Source organism: Methylomonas albis (assembly GCF_014850955.1).
Classification (GTDB): Bacteria; Pseudomonadota; Gammaproteobacteria; order Methylococcales; family Methylomonadaceae; genus Methylomonas; species Methylomonas albis.
The window spans coordinates 4002682-4020400 of sequence record NZ_JACXSS010000001.1; the positions used below are offsets into that span (position 1 = coordinate 4002682).

18 protein-coding genes are annotated in these 17719 nt (G+C 54.5%); 11 read left to right on the forward strand and 7 right to left on the reverse strand.

The genetic code is table 11. The features are described 5' to 3' along the window. Positions 1–43: 43 nt before the first annotated feature. The 4 genes from EBA_RS18380 to EBA_RS18395 are packed head-to-tail and all read right to left on the reverse strand — an operon-like array spanning position 44 to position 5118. Positions 44–1216: an efflux RND transporter periplasmic adaptor subunit gene (locus tag EBA_RS18380; RefSeq protein WP_192376052.1), complete on the reverse strand. Its 1173-nt coding sequence runs from the start codon at positions 1214–1216 to the stop codon at positions 44–46. Further along, positions 1213–2658: an efflux transporter outer membrane subunit gene (locus EBA_RS18385; protein ID WP_192376053.1), complete on the reverse strand. Its 1446-nt coding sequence runs from the start codon at positions 2656–2658 to the stop codon at positions 1213–1215. Before EBA_RS18385 ends, EBA_RS18380 begins: the two co-directional genes overlap by 4 nt. Beyond that, positions 2658–4238 (reverse strand): DHA2 family efflux MFS transporter permease subunit, encoded by a 1581-nt coding sequence (locus EBA_RS18390; RefSeq protein ID WP_192376054.1) that lies wholly within the window; start codon positions 4236–4238, stop codon positions 2658–2660. The genes EBA_RS18385 and EBA_RS18390 overlap by 1 nt, the downstream gene beginning before the upstream one ends. Before the next feature lie 19 nt (positions 4239–4257). Then, entirely contained in the window at positions 4258–5118 is an 861-nt protein-coding gene (locus tag EBA_RS18395; RefSeq protein ID WP_192376055.1) for a hypothetical protein, read from the reverse strand. A gap of 127 nt (positions 5119–5245) precedes the next feature. On the opposite strand from EBA_RS18395, the gene EBA_RS18400 reads away from it, so the two are divergent. Then, positions 5246–6142, forward strand: coding sequence for a LysR family transcriptional regulator (locus tag EBA_RS18400; protein WP_192376056.1), 897 nt, complete (start codon positions 5246–5248; stop codon positions 6140–6142). Here the strand turns inward: EBA_RS18400 and EBA_RS18405 are convergent. Beyond that, entirely contained in the window at positions 6115–7101 is a 987-nt protein-coding gene (locus EBA_RS18405; protein WP_192376057.1) for a 2Fe-2S iron-sulfur cluster-binding protein, read from the reverse strand. The genes EBA_RS18400 and EBA_RS18405 overlap by 28 nt on opposite strands. Before the next feature lie 15 nt (positions 7102–7116). Continuing rightward, positions 7117–7497 carry a group I truncated hemoglobin gene (locus tag EBA_RS18410; protein ID WP_192376058.1) on the reverse strand — a complete coding sequence of 127 codons (381 nt, stop codon included), beginning with the start codon at positions 7495–7497 and terminating at the stop codon, positions 7117–7119. A gap of 197 nt (positions 7498–7694) precedes the next feature. On the opposite strand from EBA_RS18410, the gene EBA_RS18415 reads away from it, so the two are divergent. The 6 genes from EBA_RS18415 (at position 7695) to lipA (ending at position 12417) form a co-directional block, all read left to right on the forward strand. Beyond that, on the forward strand, positions 7695–8327 hold the full coding sequence (locus EBA_RS18415; protein WP_192376059.1) for a helix-turn-helix transcriptional regulator: 633 nt from the start codon (positions 7695–7697) through the stop codon (positions 8325–8327). Between the two features lie 141 nt (positions 8328–8468). After that, entirely contained in the window at positions 8469–9632 is a 1164-nt protein-coding gene (locus tag EBA_RS18420) for a D-alanyl-D-alanine carboxypeptidase family protein (RefSeq protein WP_192376060.1), read from the forward strand. Continuing rightward, the gene (locus EBA_RS18425) at positions 9629–10468 is read left to right on the forward strand and encodes a D-amino acid aminotransferase (protein WP_192376061.1); all 840 of its coding nucleotides are present in this window, start codon (positions 9629–9631) and stop codon (positions 10466–10468) included. Before EBA_RS18420 ends, EBA_RS18425 begins: the two co-directional genes overlap by 4 nt. Next, positions 10465–10731, forward strand: a complete 267-nt coding sequence (locus EBA_RS18430) for a YbeD family protein (protein WP_192376062.1) — start codon at positions 10465–10467, stop codon at positions 10729–10731. Before EBA_RS18425 ends, EBA_RS18430 begins: the two co-directional genes overlap by 4 nt. Positions 10732–10738: 7 nt before the next feature. Then, positions 10739–11377, forward strand: coding sequence for a lipoyl(octanoyl) transferase LipB (gene lipB / locus EBA_RS18435; RefSeq protein ID WP_267874699.1), 639 nt, complete (start codon positions 10739–10741; stop codon positions 11375–11377). An 80-nt stretch (positions 11378–11457) separates the two neighbouring features. After that, positions 11458–12417: a lipoyl synthase gene (lipA, locus tag EBA_RS18440; protein WP_192376063.1), complete on the forward strand. Its 960-nt coding sequence runs from the start codon at positions 11458–11460 to the stop codon at positions 12415–12417. Between the two features lie 63 nt (positions 12418–12480). Here the strand turns inward: lipA and EBA_RS24765 are convergent, their stop codons facing one another. Next, positions 12481–14346 carry a sigma-54-dependent Fis family transcriptional regulator gene (locus EBA_RS24765; RefSeq protein WP_192376064.1) on the reverse strand — a complete coding sequence of 622 codons (1866 nt, stop codon included), beginning with the start codon at positions 14344–14346 and terminating at the stop codon, positions 12481–12483. A 269-nt stretch (positions 14347–14615) separates the two neighbouring features. Here EBA_RS24765 and EBA_RS18450 point away from each other — a divergent pair, with 269 nt between their 5' ends. The 4 genes from EBA_RS18450 to EBA_RS18465 are packed head-to-tail and all read left to right on the forward strand — an operon-like array spanning position 14616 to position 17704. After that, positions 14616–14894: a BufA1 family periplasmic bufferin-type metallophore gene (locus EBA_RS18450; protein ID WP_192376065.1), complete on the forward strand. Its 279-nt coding sequence runs from the start codon at positions 14616–14618 to the stop codon at positions 14892–14894. Between the two features lie 43 nt (positions 14895–14937). After that, complete coding sequence (locus EBA_RS18455; protein ID WP_192376066.1) at positions 14938–16038, forward strand: lactonase family protein; 1101 nt, start codon at positions 14938–14940, stop codon at positions 16036–16038. Between the two features lie 30 nt (positions 16039–16068). Further along, on the forward strand, positions 16069–16950 hold the full coding sequence (gene bufB, locus EBA_RS18460) for an MNIO family bufferin maturase (RefSeq protein WP_192376067.1): 882 nt from the start codon (positions 16069–16071) through the stop codon (positions 16948–16950). Continuing rightward, entirely contained in the window at positions 16934–17704 is a 771-nt protein-coding gene (locus EBA_RS18465; protein ID WP_192376068.1) for an HvfC/BufC N-terminal domain-containing protein, read from the forward strand. The genes bufB and EBA_RS18465 overlap by 17 nt, the downstream gene beginning before the upstream one ends. The last annotated feature ends 15 nt before the right edge of the window (positions 17705–17719 follow it).

Here is a 17719-nt window from a genome sequence, read left to right on the forward strand (position 1 = left end):
AATTTTGTGGGAATTCACGGAACGCCGACCAGAAACGACCTATTTAGTGCGGCCGATTGGCTCCCATGATCCGCTGGATCAACTGTTCAACACCCTCCAATTCCCGGTCGTAAACGTCGGTACGATAAGCCTCACCACTCAGTGCCACTGCGGATGCCGACACCTCACGTGCCGTATTCGCTATGTTGATTCGGGTTAAGGTGGACAGGCCGGGCTGTAAAGGATTTGCCTTAAGCTCTGCGGCATCCAGCGCGACCCGCACCTGCAAACGCTCGGCGATATGAATGAAATTGCCGGTGGCATTATCGGTCGGCAACACTGCAAAGATACTGCCGGTACCTGGATTGATGCCTTGCACCCGGCCGTGATAAACCCGGTCGTCACCATACGCCGCGACGCGCACTTCCGCCGCCTGCCCCGGGCTGACCCCGGCGATCTGGCTTTCCAGAAAATTGGCTTCTATCCATAGATCGTCCAGCGGCACGATGGCCAGCAGCGGTGCGCTGGCTTTCAGCATATCGCCAACTTGCACCTTGCGCTTAGCCACGCAACCGGACACCGGCGCGACCAGATTCCGGCGATGAAAATCCAGAAACGCCTGGCGCAAGCGGCTCTTGGCTTTTTCCACGACAGGATGATTATCGATACCCGAATCCAGCAATTGCGCCTCGACGCCGCTTTGTTCGGCGCGAATTTCTTTAATCGCCGCCTCCAGTTCGTGGCTTTTATCTTGGGCATTTTGTAGCTGTTGATCGGAAACCGCCCCATCCTTAGCCGCTGCGTTAAAGCGCGCCAAGTCGTGATTGACCTGTGCCAGTAAAGCTTGTTTCACCAAGGCCCGCTGCTTCAGCGTCTCGGCTTTGGCCTGCAAACTGACGATATTCCGCACCGCTTCCGCCAATTCGGCTTGCGTCTGCTGCAAGGCGATGCCGGCATGCACGCCATCCAGCCGCACCAAGACCTGGCCTTTTTCCACGCACAGCGTGTTTTCCGCCAATACTTGGACCACGGTACCGTCAGTCTGCGTTTTCAGTGTAATTAAATGTCCGGCCACGAAGGCGTCGTCAGTGGCAACCCAATCGCGATGCTCTAACCACCAATACGCCAGATAAGCCAAACCGGCCAGCAGTAAAGCCAAAGTGACACCTTGCAAGCGGCGCCGGCGTTGGCGCAGAATTTCCCGAGGACGAATTTTTCTTGGCATGTTTGCGGTCATGGCGTTGCGGGTTTAGTTTCGCTGTAGCCGCCGCCCAGCGCTTTGATGATGTTGATCTCGGCTTTGTGTCGCTCGCCCACCAGAGCCGCCAAGCGAAACTGTTGCTGGTAGACCTCCAATTTAGCCAAACTCGGCGCGGCGCGATCAGACAAGCCATGACTTCGCAAACTGTCGGCCAGCTTGTCAGCGGCTAATGCATCAGCCAGGCTTTGCCGCTGTGCCGCCAAGCGCTCATCCAGCTCGCGCCAGCGGCTCAGCGCATCGGCCACTTCCTGCACCGCATGCACCAAGCTGCGGTTATAGCGCTCGACGGCCGCATCGTAAGCGGATTCTTGATACGTCAGATTGGCGCGCAGCCGGCCGCCTTCGAAAATCGGAAACTCGATGGACGGCCCGACCGCGTAAGCCAGGCTGGAACCTTGCAACAACACATCGCTCAAGCTGACGCTGTGCAGACCGGTGAATGCCACCAGATTGACGTCCGGATAAAAGGCGGTCTCGGCCACCTTGATTTCCTCGGCCGCTGCCTCGGCATGTAGTCGCGCCGCGCTAATATCGGGACGATGCGCCAGTAAATGCAGAGGCAAATCCACCGGCAGGGTTAAGGCTTGCTCAAGCTGATCGGGTTCGATGACGATGCCAGCTCCCCAATCAGGCCCCTTCCCGGCCAGCGCCGCCAACAGATTTTTATTTAACTCCACGTCGGCCCGCGCCGCAGCCAAACCTTGCTCGGCGTTGGCGAGGGCTATGCGAGCCTGCAATATGGGTGCGTCGGCCGTTAAACCGGTCGCCAGACGCGTCTGTTCGAATCTCAACAAGGCCTGACGCTCGGCGACGATCTGCTCGGCGATGCCTTGCTTTACGGCGGCCGCCAGCAATTCGAAATACCCCCTAGCCACGGTAGACGACAATAACAACCGCGCATCGGCCAATTCAGCCGCGGCCGCCAGCGAGCGGCCGACCGCACCTTGCAAAGCCGCTTCATCGCGCCCCCAAAAGTCCAGGTGGTAACGTAAGATCAAAGGATTAATCAGCATTTGCCGAAAGTTTTCGCCGGCCAGTTTGGCTTGCACGCTATTCGCAGAGAAGCGTTGCGCGGAGAAGCTGACGTTGGCGTCTATGGTCGGATACAGCTCTGCGGCCTGCGCATCGACCATCGCCTGCGACTGCCGCAACCGGGCGGCGGTGGCCTTCAAATCCGGATTATCGGCCAGCGCCGTGCTTATCAAGCGCTGCAATTCCGGGCTGGCAAAGCCGGTCCACCAATCCTGCGCCGACCAGGCATCGCTGCTTGCGAAACTGCCGCGCGCCGCGGCGACGGTGTTGGTCATTTCCGGCATGGGTAAAAGACTGGCGCGCGCACTTTCTTCGTCGCCGAACCGGGCGCAGTTTGCCGAAATACCCAGTATCAACCCGAATGCAATCAGTCGGCTTACAGACATCAGGCCTCCTCAGCCAGCAGTTCCTGAGTTTCCCGGCGCAATTCCTGCTCGACACTGACTTTCACCGGGGTACGAGTCGGGTGCGCAAACCAGACCAAGGCCGCCATGCCGACAAACGCGCAACCAGCCATCCAGAACGCATCGTTCATAGCGTGCAACACCGCATCGCGTCCCGCCAGCTTGGCATATTTGGCTAACGCCGCCGGTTCGGCAAATCCCAGGGAATTTAGCGTTGCCAAGGTAGGATGATCGGCCAATTCAAACGCGCCGTGATTTTCGGCAAAGCGGGTCAGATGCTGCGGCGCCCGCCGGTACAACACGATGCCTTGCAAGGCAATGCCGATTGCCCCGGCCGCTATCCGCAACAGATTCGCCAATTCCAGCGCCCGCCATTGCCGCTCGGCCGGCAAGCCGTGTAGCAGCAAAGCTGTCATCGGCACAAAAAAGCTACCCAGGCAGGCACCCTCCAGCAATTTCGGCCAGAACAATTGTGCAAACGAGTCCGGGTCGTCGAAACGACTTAACCAGAAATAGGTGGCGGCAAATCCCAGCAAATTCGCACTCGCCAACAGCCGGGCATCGCAGCGTTTGACAATCTCGTGAAAGACGCTGGCCATCGGTTTGGCGCAGATAGCCATCGGCAAAAATACCAAACCGGCTTCCCAAGACGAATAGCCGAACGCCAATTGTAACTGTACGATTAACAAGGACAACAAGCCTTGAAAACACAGAAAACCGGTGAATAAAATGAATACGCCGGATGCAAAATTGCGATGGGTAAACAGGCGAATATCCAGAAATGGTCGACGCACACTCAAGCCCCAGACTATCCAGCAAATAAACGTGGCGCCTATAAATACGATCAAGCCATTGATGTAGGCCGAATGGTTCCAATCCCAATCATTGCCCTGATTCAACAAAGTTTGCAAACCAAACACCACCATCACCAACAGCATAAATCCGACGCTGTCGAAGCGCTGCCAATGTCTCTGGTGACCGCGCCGATACAGCAGTGCGCCGACGATACCGGCAATCGCCAATGCCGCCGGGATGTTGAGCCAAAACAAGTAACGCCAGCCCAAGTTGTCGGCTATCCAGCCGCCCAAGGGTGGGCCGAAGGTGAAAGGCGTTAACGTGAATATGCTCCAAACGCCGATGCCGAGTGATTTACGTCTATCGGGATATTCTTTTAGCAACAGAGCCTGGCCCAATGGCAGCGTCAAACCGCCGGCAAAACCCAGTACGATGCGCCCCGCCAAATAGGTGTAAAAGTACGTGCAATGCGCGCAGATGAAAGAAGCTATCCCAAAAACCAGGAAAGCCGCGACGAAGGGCCGGTATTCGCCAAAACGTCGCGCCAACCAGCCGCCCACCGGAAACGCCAGCGCCAGCGCTATCATATAATCTGTCTGGGTCCAGGTCGCAAAACTGGGTGGTACGCCCAAGCCGCCGGCTACTCTGGGCAGCATGGCAATATAAGCGCCAGCATTGAAGATAACCAGCGCATGCCCGCAACCCAGACACAGATTAAATAAGCTAAAACGCCAGCCACGCAGGCGTTTGTGATAGACGACACTCATCCGTTTGCTGGCCCGCGCACTAAGTCTCGTCGGCTTGCGATGCCATACGCAATCCTATATCGTCCAAAGTTTGCCGCAACAGCGGCACCGCCATATTGCCGATCAATTCTTTAAATGCTGCTCCACCGTCATCCAGAGAGGCAAACGCTTCATCATCGACCTTAAAGCTCTGCGCCAAGGTGCGGGCGATAACCCGGCGCGAGACGGGATCGATCAGCTTGACCATTAGCTGCAAAGACGTTTGCCCTTCGAAGATCCGATAAGCGCCTATCCCTACTTCCAAAATGGCATCGTAATCGCCTCTCTCAACATAATTGACCGGCGTCCAATCCAGTCCATACCAAGCCTGAATCGCCTCGTGCCAACGCGGTAAACTGGCGGAACCCTCCGCCCATGGCAAATGGTAGTAGTCTCGGCTCAATTCACTTTTCCGATTTTCCACGGCCAGCAGATTGCGCAGCTTTTGGGCGGAGACAAGGGCTGGCGTCCAAAGCAAATCGGTTTTCGCGGAGCCACCTGCAGCCGTTGGCGCGGCTTTGGTGATTGCGTCCGCATTCTGCGTTTGATCACCGTAAACCATACCCGCAACGAGAATACCGCCTGCGGTTTGATACAGCTTGGTCGGCAGAGCTAAACCCAAGACCATGTTTTGAGCATGCCGGTAAGCCGGGTCGCGTCGTTCGATCAAATCCGGTATCACTTCCAAGGGCGGCGCTTCTACCGGCACAATCAAAATCCTGTGCAATTGCTCGACTTGTGACGCGGCCGGCCTGATGCTGGGCGCCGCGCACCCAACGAGCAAGATTGGCAACACCAAGCCAAGCAGAATTTTTTTGTGATCTTCAAATAACTGGGCAAACCAACGTGTTGAAGTTTTCATGCTTTCCTCCGCACCCAACAATGCCATCGAATCGATACATTACAGGCTAGGCACTATAAAAACCGCATTGATATAAGACAAGCGATATTTATTGGACTTTAATATCGATAAATGCAATATTAAAACCATGGACATCGACCAAATCAGAACCTTTTTAAGCGTTGCGGCTAACGGCAGTTTTCTGGAAGCCGCCAACCGTTTGTACGTGACGCAATCCACGGTTAGCACCCGCATCCAGCGTCTAGAGACCTATTTGGGCGTAACGCTGTTTGTCCGCAATCGTTCCGGCGCCACCTTGACCCTGCCCGGCAGGCGTTTTTTACCGCACGCCAAATCCTTGCTATTAACCCTGGAGCAAGCCCGGCACGATATTGGTTTGCCCAGCCGATTTCGCGGCAGCATCAGCATCGGCGCGCGGATTGCCTTGTGCAAAACCTTGTTGCCGGAATGGATAAGCGAGATAAGGCTAGTTATGCCCGATATTTCCATCCGCAGCGACATAGGTTTTGAGGAAGACTTAATGCGCAGCTTGGTGGCAGGCGCATTGGACATCGGCTTGATGTACACCCCCCAACACAGCCCCGGCCTGCAAATAGAACCTTTGTTCGACGAAACCCTGGTGCTGCTGACCGCCGACCCCAGCCAGCCCTGGCCGAACGACGATTACATATATGTCGATTGGGCGCCCGGATTTTATGCTCAGCACAGTAATAGCTACCCCAACCTGGAACGGCCGGCGCAGGTGGTCAATATCGGCTGGATGGCGGTACAACTGATTCTGGCGCAAGGCCGCGGCTCCAGCTTCCTGCCGGTACGCCTGGCCGAACCGCTACTACAAGCCGGCAAACTGTTTCCGGTCGCCGACAGCCCGCAATTCAAATTGCCGGCTTATATGGTGTCGCAGCGCGATAACGATTCGGCGGTTTTGCAACAGGTGCTGGAACAGATCCGCGCCTTGGCGGCGCTGGAGCGGCAGAAGGTTTATGTGCTGCCCGATCAATCCAAGGTTGCCGACGCGACATGAAACGCGTCGGCATGAATGTCCTGCAAAGCCGCGCCATGCAAAAAAGCCTGGCGCTTGGTTTGATGCACCATATCTGGATGGCCGCATAAATACAGCCGCCAACCTTTCAGACTGGGCAAACTCGCCATCGCCACATCATTGGCCCGACCCTTGGCCACACCTTCAGGTGCATCGCCACGTGAAATACACGGTGTGTAATGAAAATTTGAGTACTGGCCGGCAAGCGCCTGCATTTCTTCGATCCAATACAATCCATCCATCTCGCGGCTGCCATGGAATAGATGAATATCGCCGCTGTGGCCGTGGTGCAAAGCCTCGCTGACGATGCCCGCCAATGGCGCCAGACCACTGCCGGTGCCAATCAGCAATAGATTTTTCTCCGGGGTAGTCGGCAGGTAGTAACACAGCCCTTGCGGGTCGGACACCTCTAGCTTGTCGCCGACCTGAAGTTCCCGGTGTGCCCATTCACTGAAGCGTCCACCAGCCAAACGGCGAATATGAAAGCTGAGTTTATTGGCGTGCACACGGTTGTTAGCAATCGAATAACTACGGGTCAAACCGTCGGCGCGTTTCAGGTTTACGAACTGGCCGGCGTAATAATCCATGGTTTCCCGGCACTGCAAGGTCAGTTGCAGCGTTTCCGCATTCAACAAACTTTTTTCGATCACCGTCGCTTCAGTAAAAAAATCGGCGGGCGGACTAATGCTGATAGACATATCCTGCTGCGGATAACACAGGCAGGCCAGGAAATGGTGTTGATGGCGCAAAACCTCTTTTAAACCGTCTTGCGCCGCCAGTGGCGGCGGGCCCTGCAAGCTGCGCACCATGCAGCTTTGACAGGCACCCTGCCGACAACCATAGGGGATGTCGATGTTTTCGCGCAGACACGCGTCCAGCACGGTTTCGCCAGACTCGCAAACAATTTCACGGTCATTCACGCTAAGTTTATGCAAGCTCATCCCCTACTCCGGCACCTAGCGGTCCAACACGTCGTTACGCGTGCTTTCGGCAATAGCCGCGACTTGATTGATCAACTCTTGCGGCACGTTCAATTCTTGTAAGGTAGCCGCCAGATTTTCGACCACCGCGTCAAAATGCGAGTCGTCCAACCCCAGTTTTTTAACCAGATGTGCATGGGCTTGGCGCATATCGGCGCCGGAATAGTTATTCGGACCGCCGAAGGCCATGGTCAAAAAGGATTTTTGTTTGGCGGCCTGTTTGTCCATATCGGTGTTATCGAAAAAGCGGTTGATGCGGTGATCGCTCAAGACTTTGCGATAAAAAATATCGACAGCCGCGTTAACGGCCGCTTCGCCGCCCAATTGTTCGTAAAGAGTTGCGGTGGTTTCGCTCATGATGGTCTGCCTTTCGTTGCCAATTAAAAAAATGCGGCTGTTTAAAGCCGAGCGCAGAGTAAGCGAAAAAAACTACTTTTGCAATATTTTTATTATAAAAGTTATTTATATGTCAAAAATAGACTTATAGCGCTTTGCGTGATAGCTGATCCGGCGTAGAATGCGGCATCACTTATTTCCGACCACCCGACACACATATGGTCAAACTTACCGGCTCGCGCCAAGAGCAAATCTTAAAATTACTGCTGTCCACCACGGCCGGCATGAGTATCGACGAGCTGGCCGCGCAATTGGAGATTTCCAGAAACGCCGTCAAGCAACATCTCACCGGCCTGGAAAAAGATCAGTTGGTTCAGGAAGCCACGCTGAACAGCACCGGCGGCCGGCCTTCGCGCAATTACATACTGACCGAACAAGGCCGCAACCGTCTGCCCAAGCAATACCCCTGGTTTTGCAACTTGTTGCTAGGCGAGCTGAAAACTGAACTGGGCGAAGCGGCTTTAAGGCAAATGCTCTGGCGTATGGGCGTCAATCTGGCGCAGTCGCTGGCCCCGCAATTCAGCGGCAAGGACCCGGCACAAAAGCAAAGCGCGCTGCTGGAATTGATGCAATCGCTGGGTTATCACGCCGAAATGGATGCCGAACAAGCGCAGCCGACCATTAAAGCCGTTAACTGCGTTTATCACGATTTGGCGCAGCAGCACCCGGAACTGTGCGAATTTGATCGCGCGCTGATTACCACTTTGTTGGATAGGCCCGTCGAGCAAACCGCTTGCATGGCCTTGCAGGATTGCGCCTGCAAATTCAAAATCGGTAATACAGGCACCTAAGCCGGCTTTCCAACTATTCCAAACACTTGCCAAACGCTCCGGTTGGACTTGAGCGCCTTAGCACAATACGCGGGTTTTTCTACGCAACGGCTCTCGGTGTTACAATGTTCCTTTCCAGAATGACTATTTTGAATTGCGACCATGAGCCAACCTTACCGCACAACAACCAGCCTGTTTAGCGGGCTGCTGTTATTGTTAACCGCCTTCTCGCTGCAAGCCGCCAGCCCGATTTTCACTCCCGCCGCCCCTAGCGTCGCAGCCTCCAGTTATTTTTTATTGGATTTTGACAGTGGCCGGGTATTAGCTGAAAAAGACGCTGACAAGCGCGTATCCCCTGCCAGTTTGACCAAAATCATGACCGCCTACGTGGTGTTCCGCGAGCTAAAAGCCGGTCATTTGACACTGGATGAGAAGGTCACGATCAGCCAAAACGCTTGGGAAACCGGCGGTTCGAAGATGTTCGTGGAAGTGAACAAACAAGTCGTGGTGGAAGACTTGCTGCAAGGCATGATCATTCAATCCGGCAACGATGCCAGCGTAGCCTTGGCCGAACACGTCGCAGGTAGCGAACAAACCTTCGCCACCATGATGAACGAACAAGCCAGCCGTCTGGGCATGGCCAACAGCAACTTCGAAAACGCCACCGGCCTGCCCAGCCCCAACCATTACAGCTCGGCGCATGACCTGGCGACCTTAGCCCGCGCGGTGATCAAAGAGTTCCCGGAATATTATCGCTGGGACAAGCAAAAGGAATTTACCTATAACGGTATCACCCAGCAAAACCGCAACCTGCTGCTGTGGCGCGATCCTTCCGTTGACGGCTTGAAAACCGGCTTTACCGACGATGCCGGCTATTGCATGGTGGCTTCAGCCAAGCGCGAAGACATGCGTTTGATTTCGGTAGTGATGGGCACAGCCAGTGCCGGCGCGCGTTCCAACGAGAGTCAATCGCTGCTGAATTACGGTTTCCGCTTCTTCGAAACCCATCGTCTGTACGAGGGCAATAAACCGCTGGGCGAAGCACGGGTCAGAAAAGGCGTGACCTCCAAAGTTGCGGTTGGCTTGCCGGAAGATCTGTATGTCACCGCCCCGCGCAAACACTTCAACGAATTAAAAGCCGAAACCCAGATCGACAAGGGCGTATTCGCGCCGTTGAACAAGGGCGATACCGTCGGCAACCTGAACATTTCACTGGCGGGCGAAGCTATCCTCAGCAAACCGCTGGTGGCTTTGGATGCTGTCGCCGAGGGCGGCATTTTCCGCCGTCTGTACGACGCAGCCATTGGTTTACTGGAAAAAGAATGACCGAGCAAGTCTATCTGAACGGCGTTTATCTGCCATTAGCCGACGCGAAGGTGTCGGTGCTGGATCGCGGCTTTTTGTTCGGCGACGGTGTTTATGAAGTAATTCCGGCTTATAACGGCCGGCTGTTCAGACTGGAAGATCATATTGCCCGGCTCAACAACAGCCTGAACGGCATCCGTTTGCCGTTGCCGCATAGCGTCGCGGACTGGGAAGCGATTTTCCGGCCACTGCTGGCGGATGACCGGGATCAATGCATTTACTTGCAAATCACCCGCGGCTATGCGCCGAAACGCGATCACGGCTTTCCAGAGCACGTCGTACCGACCATATTTGCGATGTGTGCGGACATCAAGCCGTTCGCCGGCCGGGTCGACGGCATCAAGGCGATTACACTGGACGACACCCGTTGGCAGCTCTGCAACATCAAAGCCATTACCTTGCTGGGCAATATTCTGCTCAGACAGGAAGCGCTGGATCAAGGTAGCGCGGAAGCGATACTGGTGCGCAACGGTTACGTCGTCGAAGGCGCGGCCAGTAATCTGTTTGCGGTGCTGGACGGTGAATTGATCACGCCGCCGAAAAGCCATGAAATCCTGCCCGGCATTACCCGCGACGTGATTCTGGAACTGGCAGCGGCGCACAACATCCCGTATCAGGAAGATGTCATTGCCTTAGAAGCACTGCACAACGCCAGCGAAATCTGGGTCGCCAGTTCCACCCGCGAGATTGTGCCGGTAGTCGAACTGGACGGCGAGCAAGTTGGCAACGGCAAACCCGGCCCCATTTGGAAACAGATGGACGACTTACTACAAGCTTACAAAAAATCACTGTCATGAGCGAAACTGAAAGCTTACTGGAATTTCCCTGCCAGTTCCCTATCAAGGCGATGGGCAAGCATCGTGACGACTTCGACGCTATCGTCGTGGAAATCGTCCGCCGCCATGTCCCGGACATCCTGGAGGGCGCGGTCACCACCCGACCGAGCAAAGCCGGCAATTACCTGTCGGTAACCGTGATGATCGAAGCCCATAGCCGCGAACAGTTGGACGCGATCTACATGGGCTTGACCGCCTGCCCCGATGTGCTGATGGCTTTGTAAAAACGCAGTGTCGTTAGCTGAGTTTATTCCATCCCAAGCGACCACCGCACTGCGCAATCTCGGGCAACAAGACTATCTCGGCGTTTGGCAGGCCATGCAGCACTTCACCGGTGAACGCAATGGCAACACCGCCGATGAAATCTGGATCGTCGAGCATCCGCCAGTTTACACCCTGGGTTTAAACGGCAAGCGCGAACATCTACTCAAAGCTAACGGTATCGACATTGTCGAAAGCGACCGCGGCGGTCAGGTAACCTATCACGGCCCCGGCCAATTAGTGGTTTACTTGCTGGTTGATTTGCGCCGCCTAAACAAAGGCCCCAGGCAAATGGTGACTATCCTGGAAAACGCGGTGATCAATACCCTGCGGCAATACGGCATCGCCGCCCAGGCAGAACCCAAGGCACCAGGCGTCTATGTCAATCAGCAAAAAATTGCCTCGCTGGGACTGCGGATCAAGCACGGATGCTGTTACCATGGCCTGAGCATCAATAACGATATGGATTTAGCGCCGTTTGCAGACATCAATCCCTGCGGCTATGCCGGTTTACAAGTAACACAATTGGCCGATTTGGGGGTTAAGATAAGTACTCAGGAACTAGCGGTGCCGGTTGTGCATCAGTTACTGCAAGCAATAGAAATCTGAAACAAGCAAACTCGACAAGCGTCGCTAAAAACGCCAGGCTTGCGGAGATTAAAAAACCAACCCAAGTGCCCGGTGGCAATATGACACTCAACGCCCCTTCCCGCTCCACGCCAGAAACTCATCAACGTAATGCCGACAAGCTGTCGCGGATTCCGGTAAAAGTGGAAAAGCCCGAGCAAATCTTACGCAAGCCGGATTGGATCAGAATCAAACTGCCGACTGGCGACCAGGTCAACCGCATCAAACAATCTCTGCGCGAAAACCGCCTACACACGGTCTGCGAAGAAGCCGCCTGCCCCAACTTGAGCGAATGCTTTAACCACGGCACCGCCACTTTTATGATCATGGGCGATTTGTGCACCCGCCGCTGTCCGTTCTGCGATGTCGCCCACGGCAAGCCGCAAGCTTTGGACGCGGAAGAACCGGCCAATCTGGCCGCGACCATCGCCGCGATGGCTTTGAAATACGTGGTGATCACTTCTGTAAACCGCGATGATTTGCGCGACGGCGGCGCCAGCCATTTTGCCGCTTGCATTACGGCAGTTCGTAGCGAGTCCCCCAGCACCACCATTGAGGTATTAGTACCTGATTTTCGTGGCCGGATGGACACTGCGCTGGACATTCTGCAACAACAGCCCTGCGATGTGTTCAATCACAATCTGGAAACCGTGCCGCGCCTGTATCTGCAAGCCCGCCCCGGCGCCGATTACCATGTCTCGCTGACACTCCTGCAACAACACGGCCAGCGCTTACCGAATGTGCCGACCAAGTCCGGCTTGATGCTGGGTATAGGCGAGACCGAAGCGGAAGTGATAGACGTGATGAAGGACTTGCTGGCCCACGGCGTCAGCATGCTGACTTTGGGCCAATATTTACAGCCCAGCAAGGACCATTTGGCGGTACAGGAATACGTTCATCCCGACCAATTCCGGCGCTATGCGGAAATCGCCCGCGAACTGGGTTTTCAACAGGTTGCCAGCGCGCCATTGGTGAGGTCTTCTTATCATGCTGATTTGCAGGCAGCGGGTGTCGGTAAATAGTGGCAATTCCAATGCTAAATTGTACTGAACATCGCTAATTTGGCGGTGTAGACAAAACCAGTTCTACCGATTCGTTTTATCGATGCCCAATTTCTGCATACGATAGCGCAAGGTACTGGGTTTAAGGTTGAGCAGTTGTGCGGCACCGTTGGGGCCTTCTATGACCCAGCGCGTTTGTTCTAGAACGCTAAGGATATGTTCTTTGGCGACAGTATCCAGACTGGTATCGCTGGTTTGAGCGAGTTTGACACCGTTATCGGCAATTGCGGGCAATAGCTCCGGCTCGACTTCCAACATCGGCGCATCAGCGAGTATCACGGCGCGTTCGATGACATTTTCCAGCTCACGGATATTGCCGGGCCAGCGATAGCTCTGCAAGCGTTGCATCGATTTGGCGCTGACGCCGGTTATTTTTTTACCGATTTTCAGCGCGAATTTAGCGATCAAAAAATTCACCAGCAGCGGAATATCTTCCAGCCGTTCCCGTAGCGGCGGCGTGGTCAGCGGAAACACATTCAGACGGTAAAACAGGTCTTCGCGGAAATTCTTTTCCGCCACTTCGGCCAGCAGGTTCCGATTCGTCGCGGTAATCACTCGCACATCCATTTTGATGGGTATTTGCCCGCCCACCCGCTCGAATTCGCGTTCTTGAATCACCCGTAACAATTTGACCTGCACATCCAGCGGAATTTCGCCGACTTCATCCAGGAACAGCGTGCCGCCTTCAGCCAATTCGAAGCGGCCAATACGTTTGTTGATAGCGCCGGTAAATGCGCCTTTTTCGTGGCCGAACAATTCGCTTTCGATCAGGCTGGCCGGTAGCGCCGCGCAATTGACTTTAATCAACGGCCGGTTTTTCCGGGGACTGGCGGCGTGAATAGCGCGGGCGATCAGTTCCTTACCGGTCCCCGATTCGCCTTGGATCAATACCGACGCATCAGTCTGCGCGACCCGTTGCACTTGGTTTAACAAAGATTGCAGCGCCGGACTGCGGCCTATGATGTCGTCAAAATTATGCGTCGATTTAATTTCTTCCTGTAAATACAGGTTTTGCGCTTGCAGTCTGGCTTGTTCCCGTTCCATCAACACCCGTTCGGTAATGTCGATAAACATGGTGCGCATGTACTGGCGGCTGGGGTCGAGTTTGGACCACCACTGTATCCAGATCGGCTGGTCGTTATCCTTGCGACGCAATTCCAGGACAACGCCATCGCTATTCGTACCGTCTTCGATGGACTTGAGCGCTAGCTGTAATCGCTGTTGGGCTTGCAAAGTATCGGGTATGAACGAGCTGCCAATCAGACCCGGCACCTGTTCCGGGGTGATGCCCAGGATGCGCATGGCGGCCTGGTTAGCGGCCAGGAAACGGGTATCGGTATCCTCGTGCACATAAGCAATCGGCGCTTCATCGAATAAGTCCTTATAGCGCTGTTCGCTTTGCTTTCGCAGTTCTTCGATGCGAATCCGATTAAGCTCCGCCGCCGCCCTGGCCGCGAAAATCTTGAACGTATAGAGCAATCTCGGTTCTTCGGGCATCGCCCGCTCATCGTATATCGCCAAATGTCCGAGGATATGACCGTCGGCATCTTGTAGCGGTACGCCAAGATAACTCTCTACGCCTTCTTCCTTGGGAAATATCTTTGAAAGGTCAGACGGGTAATGACACAGCTTGCCGGCCAACACGTCCACACAGGGCGTCCCCGCCAGTTCCCACTCTTGGTTGTCGATAAATTCGCCTTGCGTCCAATAAGCCAGGGACCTTATCCGGGTTTTATCAACGGTGAATTCGGCAATGAAGCCGTTCGCAACGTTGGTGGCAAGACACAGATTCCGCACCAGAGACCGTAAAAAGTCCTCGCCGGTGGTTTGTACTGTGCCTTCCACCAATGCTCGCAGTATGGCGAGTTCCGACGAATTGACTGTTTGCATGAGTTTTGTAATCCGGTTGCTAACGCTACCGGCCATTCTAACCAGTGGATTCCACAATACCAAGCCACAACTATTCGCGGCAGCCGCAATTATTGGTGGCCACAAGAAACGTATGACCTTGGTTAAAATTCGCCATACCTTCTATAAGCAATTGTTTTAATAGAAAAATATATTTTTATTTAATGTTGGCATGCCGATTGCCATTAGTTAAGTGTCCGCTGCAAGCTTGGTGGACATAACTAAACCACATAATTTTTTGGAAAAGACCTATGAAAAACGTAAACACTGTTGTATCGACCGCCATGGCTTCACTGATTGCCTTGGGTGCTTTGGGCTTGCAATCCGAAGCGTTTGCCGCCGACAAAAAAGACGTAGAGAAATGTTACGGCGTCGCCAAAGCCGGTAAGAACGACTGCAAAACACTCTCCAATGCCTGTGCCGGGCACTCCACTGCCGACAATCAAAAAGATGCGTTTATCGCCTTGCCTGCCGGTAGTTGCGAACGGATTGTCGGCGGCAGCCTGGAAGCGCCCGCGGATATGAAATAACACCATGGCCCCCGTTCCCTTAACTCACTTTTAGTAGCTTCTTATGAAAAACACATTCAAACGTACGGCAATTTCGCTTTGCCTGGCTTCATGCTTGCCTACGCTGGCTTTTGCCGATTATCGCCACGAATCCGAAGAAACGCTGTACACGCTGTCCAACGCTGCCGTTCAGAATGAAGTGCTGGCATTTCAGCGCGCTGACGACGGTCATATGGAAGCCGTCGGCAGTTATGCCACTGGCGGCGTGGGAACGGGCAGCGGCCTTGGTAATCAAGGTGCTCTGGCGCTGAGCGAGAACAAACGCTTTCTGTTGGCGGTCAATGCCGGCAGCAACGATGTTTCGGTATTTCGAATTGAGCGGGACGGGCTCAAACTCGTCGATCGCGCCGCTGAACAGGGCTTGACGCCGGTTAGCGTGACCGTCAGCCATAACCGGGCTTACGTGGTTAACTCGGGCGACGATTCGATTTTCGGTTTCGAGTTCAATCCGGCCACCGGCAAACTGAAACCGCTGGCAAAATCCTACCGTAAACTCAGCGCGCAAGGTTCCGGTCCGGCGCAAATCAGCTTTGATAGGGATGCGGACGCCTTGGTGGTGACCGAAAAAGCCACCAATAAAATCACCAGCTTTTCTTTGACCGAACAGGGTTTGCCGCACAGCCGCCATATTGTCGATTCTTCGGGAACCACGCCTTTCGGTTTCTCTTTCGGCCGGCACGGCCAGTTCTTTGTGGCCGAGGCCCAAGGCGGCGCGGTGAATGGCGCTACGGTTTCATCTTACCAATTGGAGGAAGACGGTTCTGCTCATCTGATCGATGGCGCGATTGCGGTCGGGCAAACGGCAGCCTGCTGGCTGGTAACCACACCGAACGGCCGCATCGCATTTACCGCCGATACCCCGGCCAGTGCCATCTCCTCGTTCGCTATCGATCGAACCGGACACCTCGACTTGCTGAATTCGAAAGCGGCCGAAGAAATTCGGCCGACCGATTTGGCCATGGCCACCGATGGTTCGGTTCTGTACACCTTGAGCGGGGGTGACCACAGCATCGGCGTATATAGCATCAACAAGACTGGCGCCCTGAAAAAGTTGGAAAGCCTGGATACCTTACCGGCGGGCGTGACCGGACTGGTCGTTCGTTAAACCGCTATTCGCAAACAGATAGAGTACGACATGGCCCTCACTCAGCAACAAGCTAGACATGCATCAGTGAGCTCGACGATTCCGGCCCGTGCCGGAATCGGACTCCGCTCGCCGCATCATCAGGATGCTTTACTCAGCCCCGTCCGGACTGGATGGTTGGAAGTGCATAGCGAAAATTATTTCGGCCAGGGCGGTATTCCGTTACGCGACCTGGAAGCTATCAGGGCCGATTATCCAATCAGCCTGCATGGCGTCGGCATGTCCCTGGGTTCCGTCGACGAGCTGGACCGACAACACTTACGCCAATTGCAAAATCTAATTCAACGCATCGAACCGGGATTAGTGTCCGAGCATTTAAGCTGGAGTTCCTTTGGCGGCAGGTATCTGAACGATCTGCTGCCGATGCCTTATACCGATGAAACGCTGACTCATTTAACCGCACGCATCTCTCAGGTACAGGATTACTTGGGCAGACAGCTATTGATCGAAAACCCGTCCAGCTATCTCGAATACGGCTTTTCCAGTTATTCGGAAAGCTCATTTATCAATGAACTCGCGCAACGTTCCGGCTGCGGCATTTTGCTGGACGTGAATAATGTCTATGTGTCCTGTGTCAATCACGGCTGGAATGCGCTGGATTATTTATCGGATATAGCCGCTGACAAAGTCGGCGAAATTCATCTGGCGGGGCATGCCGTCAAAACAGTAGGCGAGCAGAGCATTCTGATCGATACCCATAACGCACCGGTCAGCGACGCGGTCTGGCAACTGTACCAAACTGCAATTCAACACTTGGGCAACCGCCCGACCTTGATCGAATGGGATGCCGATTTACCCGCATGGCAAGTGTTAGTGGCGGAAGCCGCCACAGCCGATAGGTATTTGGAGCAGGCTTATGTACAGGCTGCATGATCTGCAACGGGATTTTTCCCGCTTCGTTTGCCAAGAAACCCAACGATTGCCCCCGGACATAATGGCTAATGGCTTGAGTGCCGCGCAACGTTTAAGCATTTATCGGAACAATACCCGGCTGGGTTTAACCGAAGCATTGCGCGACACCTATCCGGTGGTGAACTGCTTGGTCGGCGACGCGTTTTTTAATCGGCTGGCGGCCGACTATGTCAAATGCTATCCGTTGCAAGCGGCCAGCTTACTGACATACGGCGGGCATTTCGCCGAACTGATAGCCCGGTTTGAGGCGGCGCAAGATTTACCGTATTTAGCCGATATCGCCAGGCTGGAATGGCTATGGCATGAAGCCTATCACGCAGGCGATGCACAGCCTTTGCCGCTGTCCGCACTTGCCCGTATCGATCCGGCTCAATACGCGCAATTGGCATTCAGGCTGCATCCCAGCGCACGCGTCATCGCTTCGGATTATCCGATAGAACGGATCTGGGCAAGCAACCAGCCTGAATATCAAGGTCGTGAATACATCGATTTAGTTGCAGGTGGCTGTCGTTTACTGCTTTACCGACCACAATGGCAGGTGGAAATCCATTATTTGGCAGCGGACGAATATCAATTTTTAACGCTACTGGGATCCGGGCAGGCCCTCAATCAAGCGGTCGAAACCGTGATGCGCGATCACCCCGATATAAATATTCCGCTCCTTTTGCAACAGTGGTTGCGCAAAGGCTTATTGACCGATTTTTATCTGGTTTGATGTTACTGATATGAA

What these genes read in the sequence shown, in the direction of transcription:
- EBA_RS18390 (WP_192376054.1), bottom strand. Translation starts at nt 4,238, where the DNA reads ATGAGTGTCGTCTATCACAAACGCCTGCGTGGCTGGCGTTTTAGCTTA.
- bufB (WP_192376067.1), top strand. Translation starts at nt 16,069, where the DNA reads ATGGCCCTCACTCAGCAACAAGCTAGACATGCATCAGTGAGCTCGACG.
- EBA_RS18410 (WP_192376058.1), bottom strand. Translation starts at nt 7,497, where the DNA reads ATGAGCGAAACCACCGCAACTCTTTACGAACAATTGGGCGGCGAAGCG.
- EBA_RS18420 (WP_192376060.1), top strand. Translation starts at nt 8,469, where the DNA reads ATGAGCCAACCTTACCGCACAACAACCAGCCTGTTTAGCGGGCTGCTG.
- EBA_RS18400 (WP_192376056.1), top strand. Translation starts at nt 5,246, where the DNA reads ATGGACATCGACCAAATCAGAACCTTTTTAAGCGTTGCGGCTAACGGC.
- EBA_RS18405 (WP_192376057.1), bottom strand. Translation starts at nt 7,101, where the DNA reads ATGAGCTTGCATAAACTTAGCGTGAATGACCGTGAAATTGTTTGCGAG.
- EBA_RS18465 (WP_192376068.1), top strand. Translation starts at nt 16,934, where the DNA reads ATGTACAGGCTGCATGATCTGCAACGGGATTTTTCCCGCTTCGTTTGC.
- EBA_RS18395 (WP_192376055.1), bottom strand. Translation starts at nt 5,118, where the DNA reads ATGAAAACTTCAACACGTTGGTTTGCCCAGTTATTTGAAGATCACAAA.
- EBA_RS24765 (WP_192376064.1), bottom strand. Translation starts at nt 14,346, where the DNA reads ATGCAAACAGTCAATTCGTCGGAACTCGCCATACTGCGAGCATTGGTG.
- EBA_RS18450 (WP_192376065.1), top strand. Translation starts at nt 14,616, where the DNA reads ATGAAAAACGTAAACACTGTTGTATCGACCGCCATGGCTTCACTGATT.
- EBA_RS18430 (WP_192376062.1), top strand. Translation starts at nt 10,465, where the DNA reads ATGAGCGAAACTGAAAGCTTACTGGAATTTCCCTGCCAGTTCCCTATC.
- EBA_RS18415 (WP_192376059.1), top strand. Translation starts at nt 7,695, where the DNA reads ATGGTCAAACTTACCGGCTCGCGCCAAGAGCAAATCTTAAAATTACTG.
- EBA_RS18385 (WP_192376053.1), bottom strand. Translation starts at nt 2,658, where the DNA reads ATGTCTGTAAGCCGACTGATTGCATTCGGGTTGATACTGGGTATTTCG.
- EBA_RS18380 (WP_192376052.1), bottom strand. Translation starts at nt 1,216, where the DNA reads ATGACCGCAAACATGCCAAGAAAAATTCGTCCTCGGGAAATTCTGCGC.
- EBA_RS18455 (WP_192376066.1), top strand. Translation starts at nt 14,938, where the DNA reads ATGAAAAACACATTCAAACGTACGGCAATTTCGCTTTGCCTGGCTTCA.
- EBA_RS18425 (WP_192376061.1), top strand. Translation starts at nt 9,629, where the DNA reads ATGACCGAGCAAGTCTATCTGAACGGCGTTTATCTGCCATTAGCCGAC.
- lipA (WP_192376063.1), top strand. Translation starts at nt 11,458, where the DNA reads ATGACACTCAACGCCCCTTCCCGCTCCACGCCAGAAACTCATCAACGT.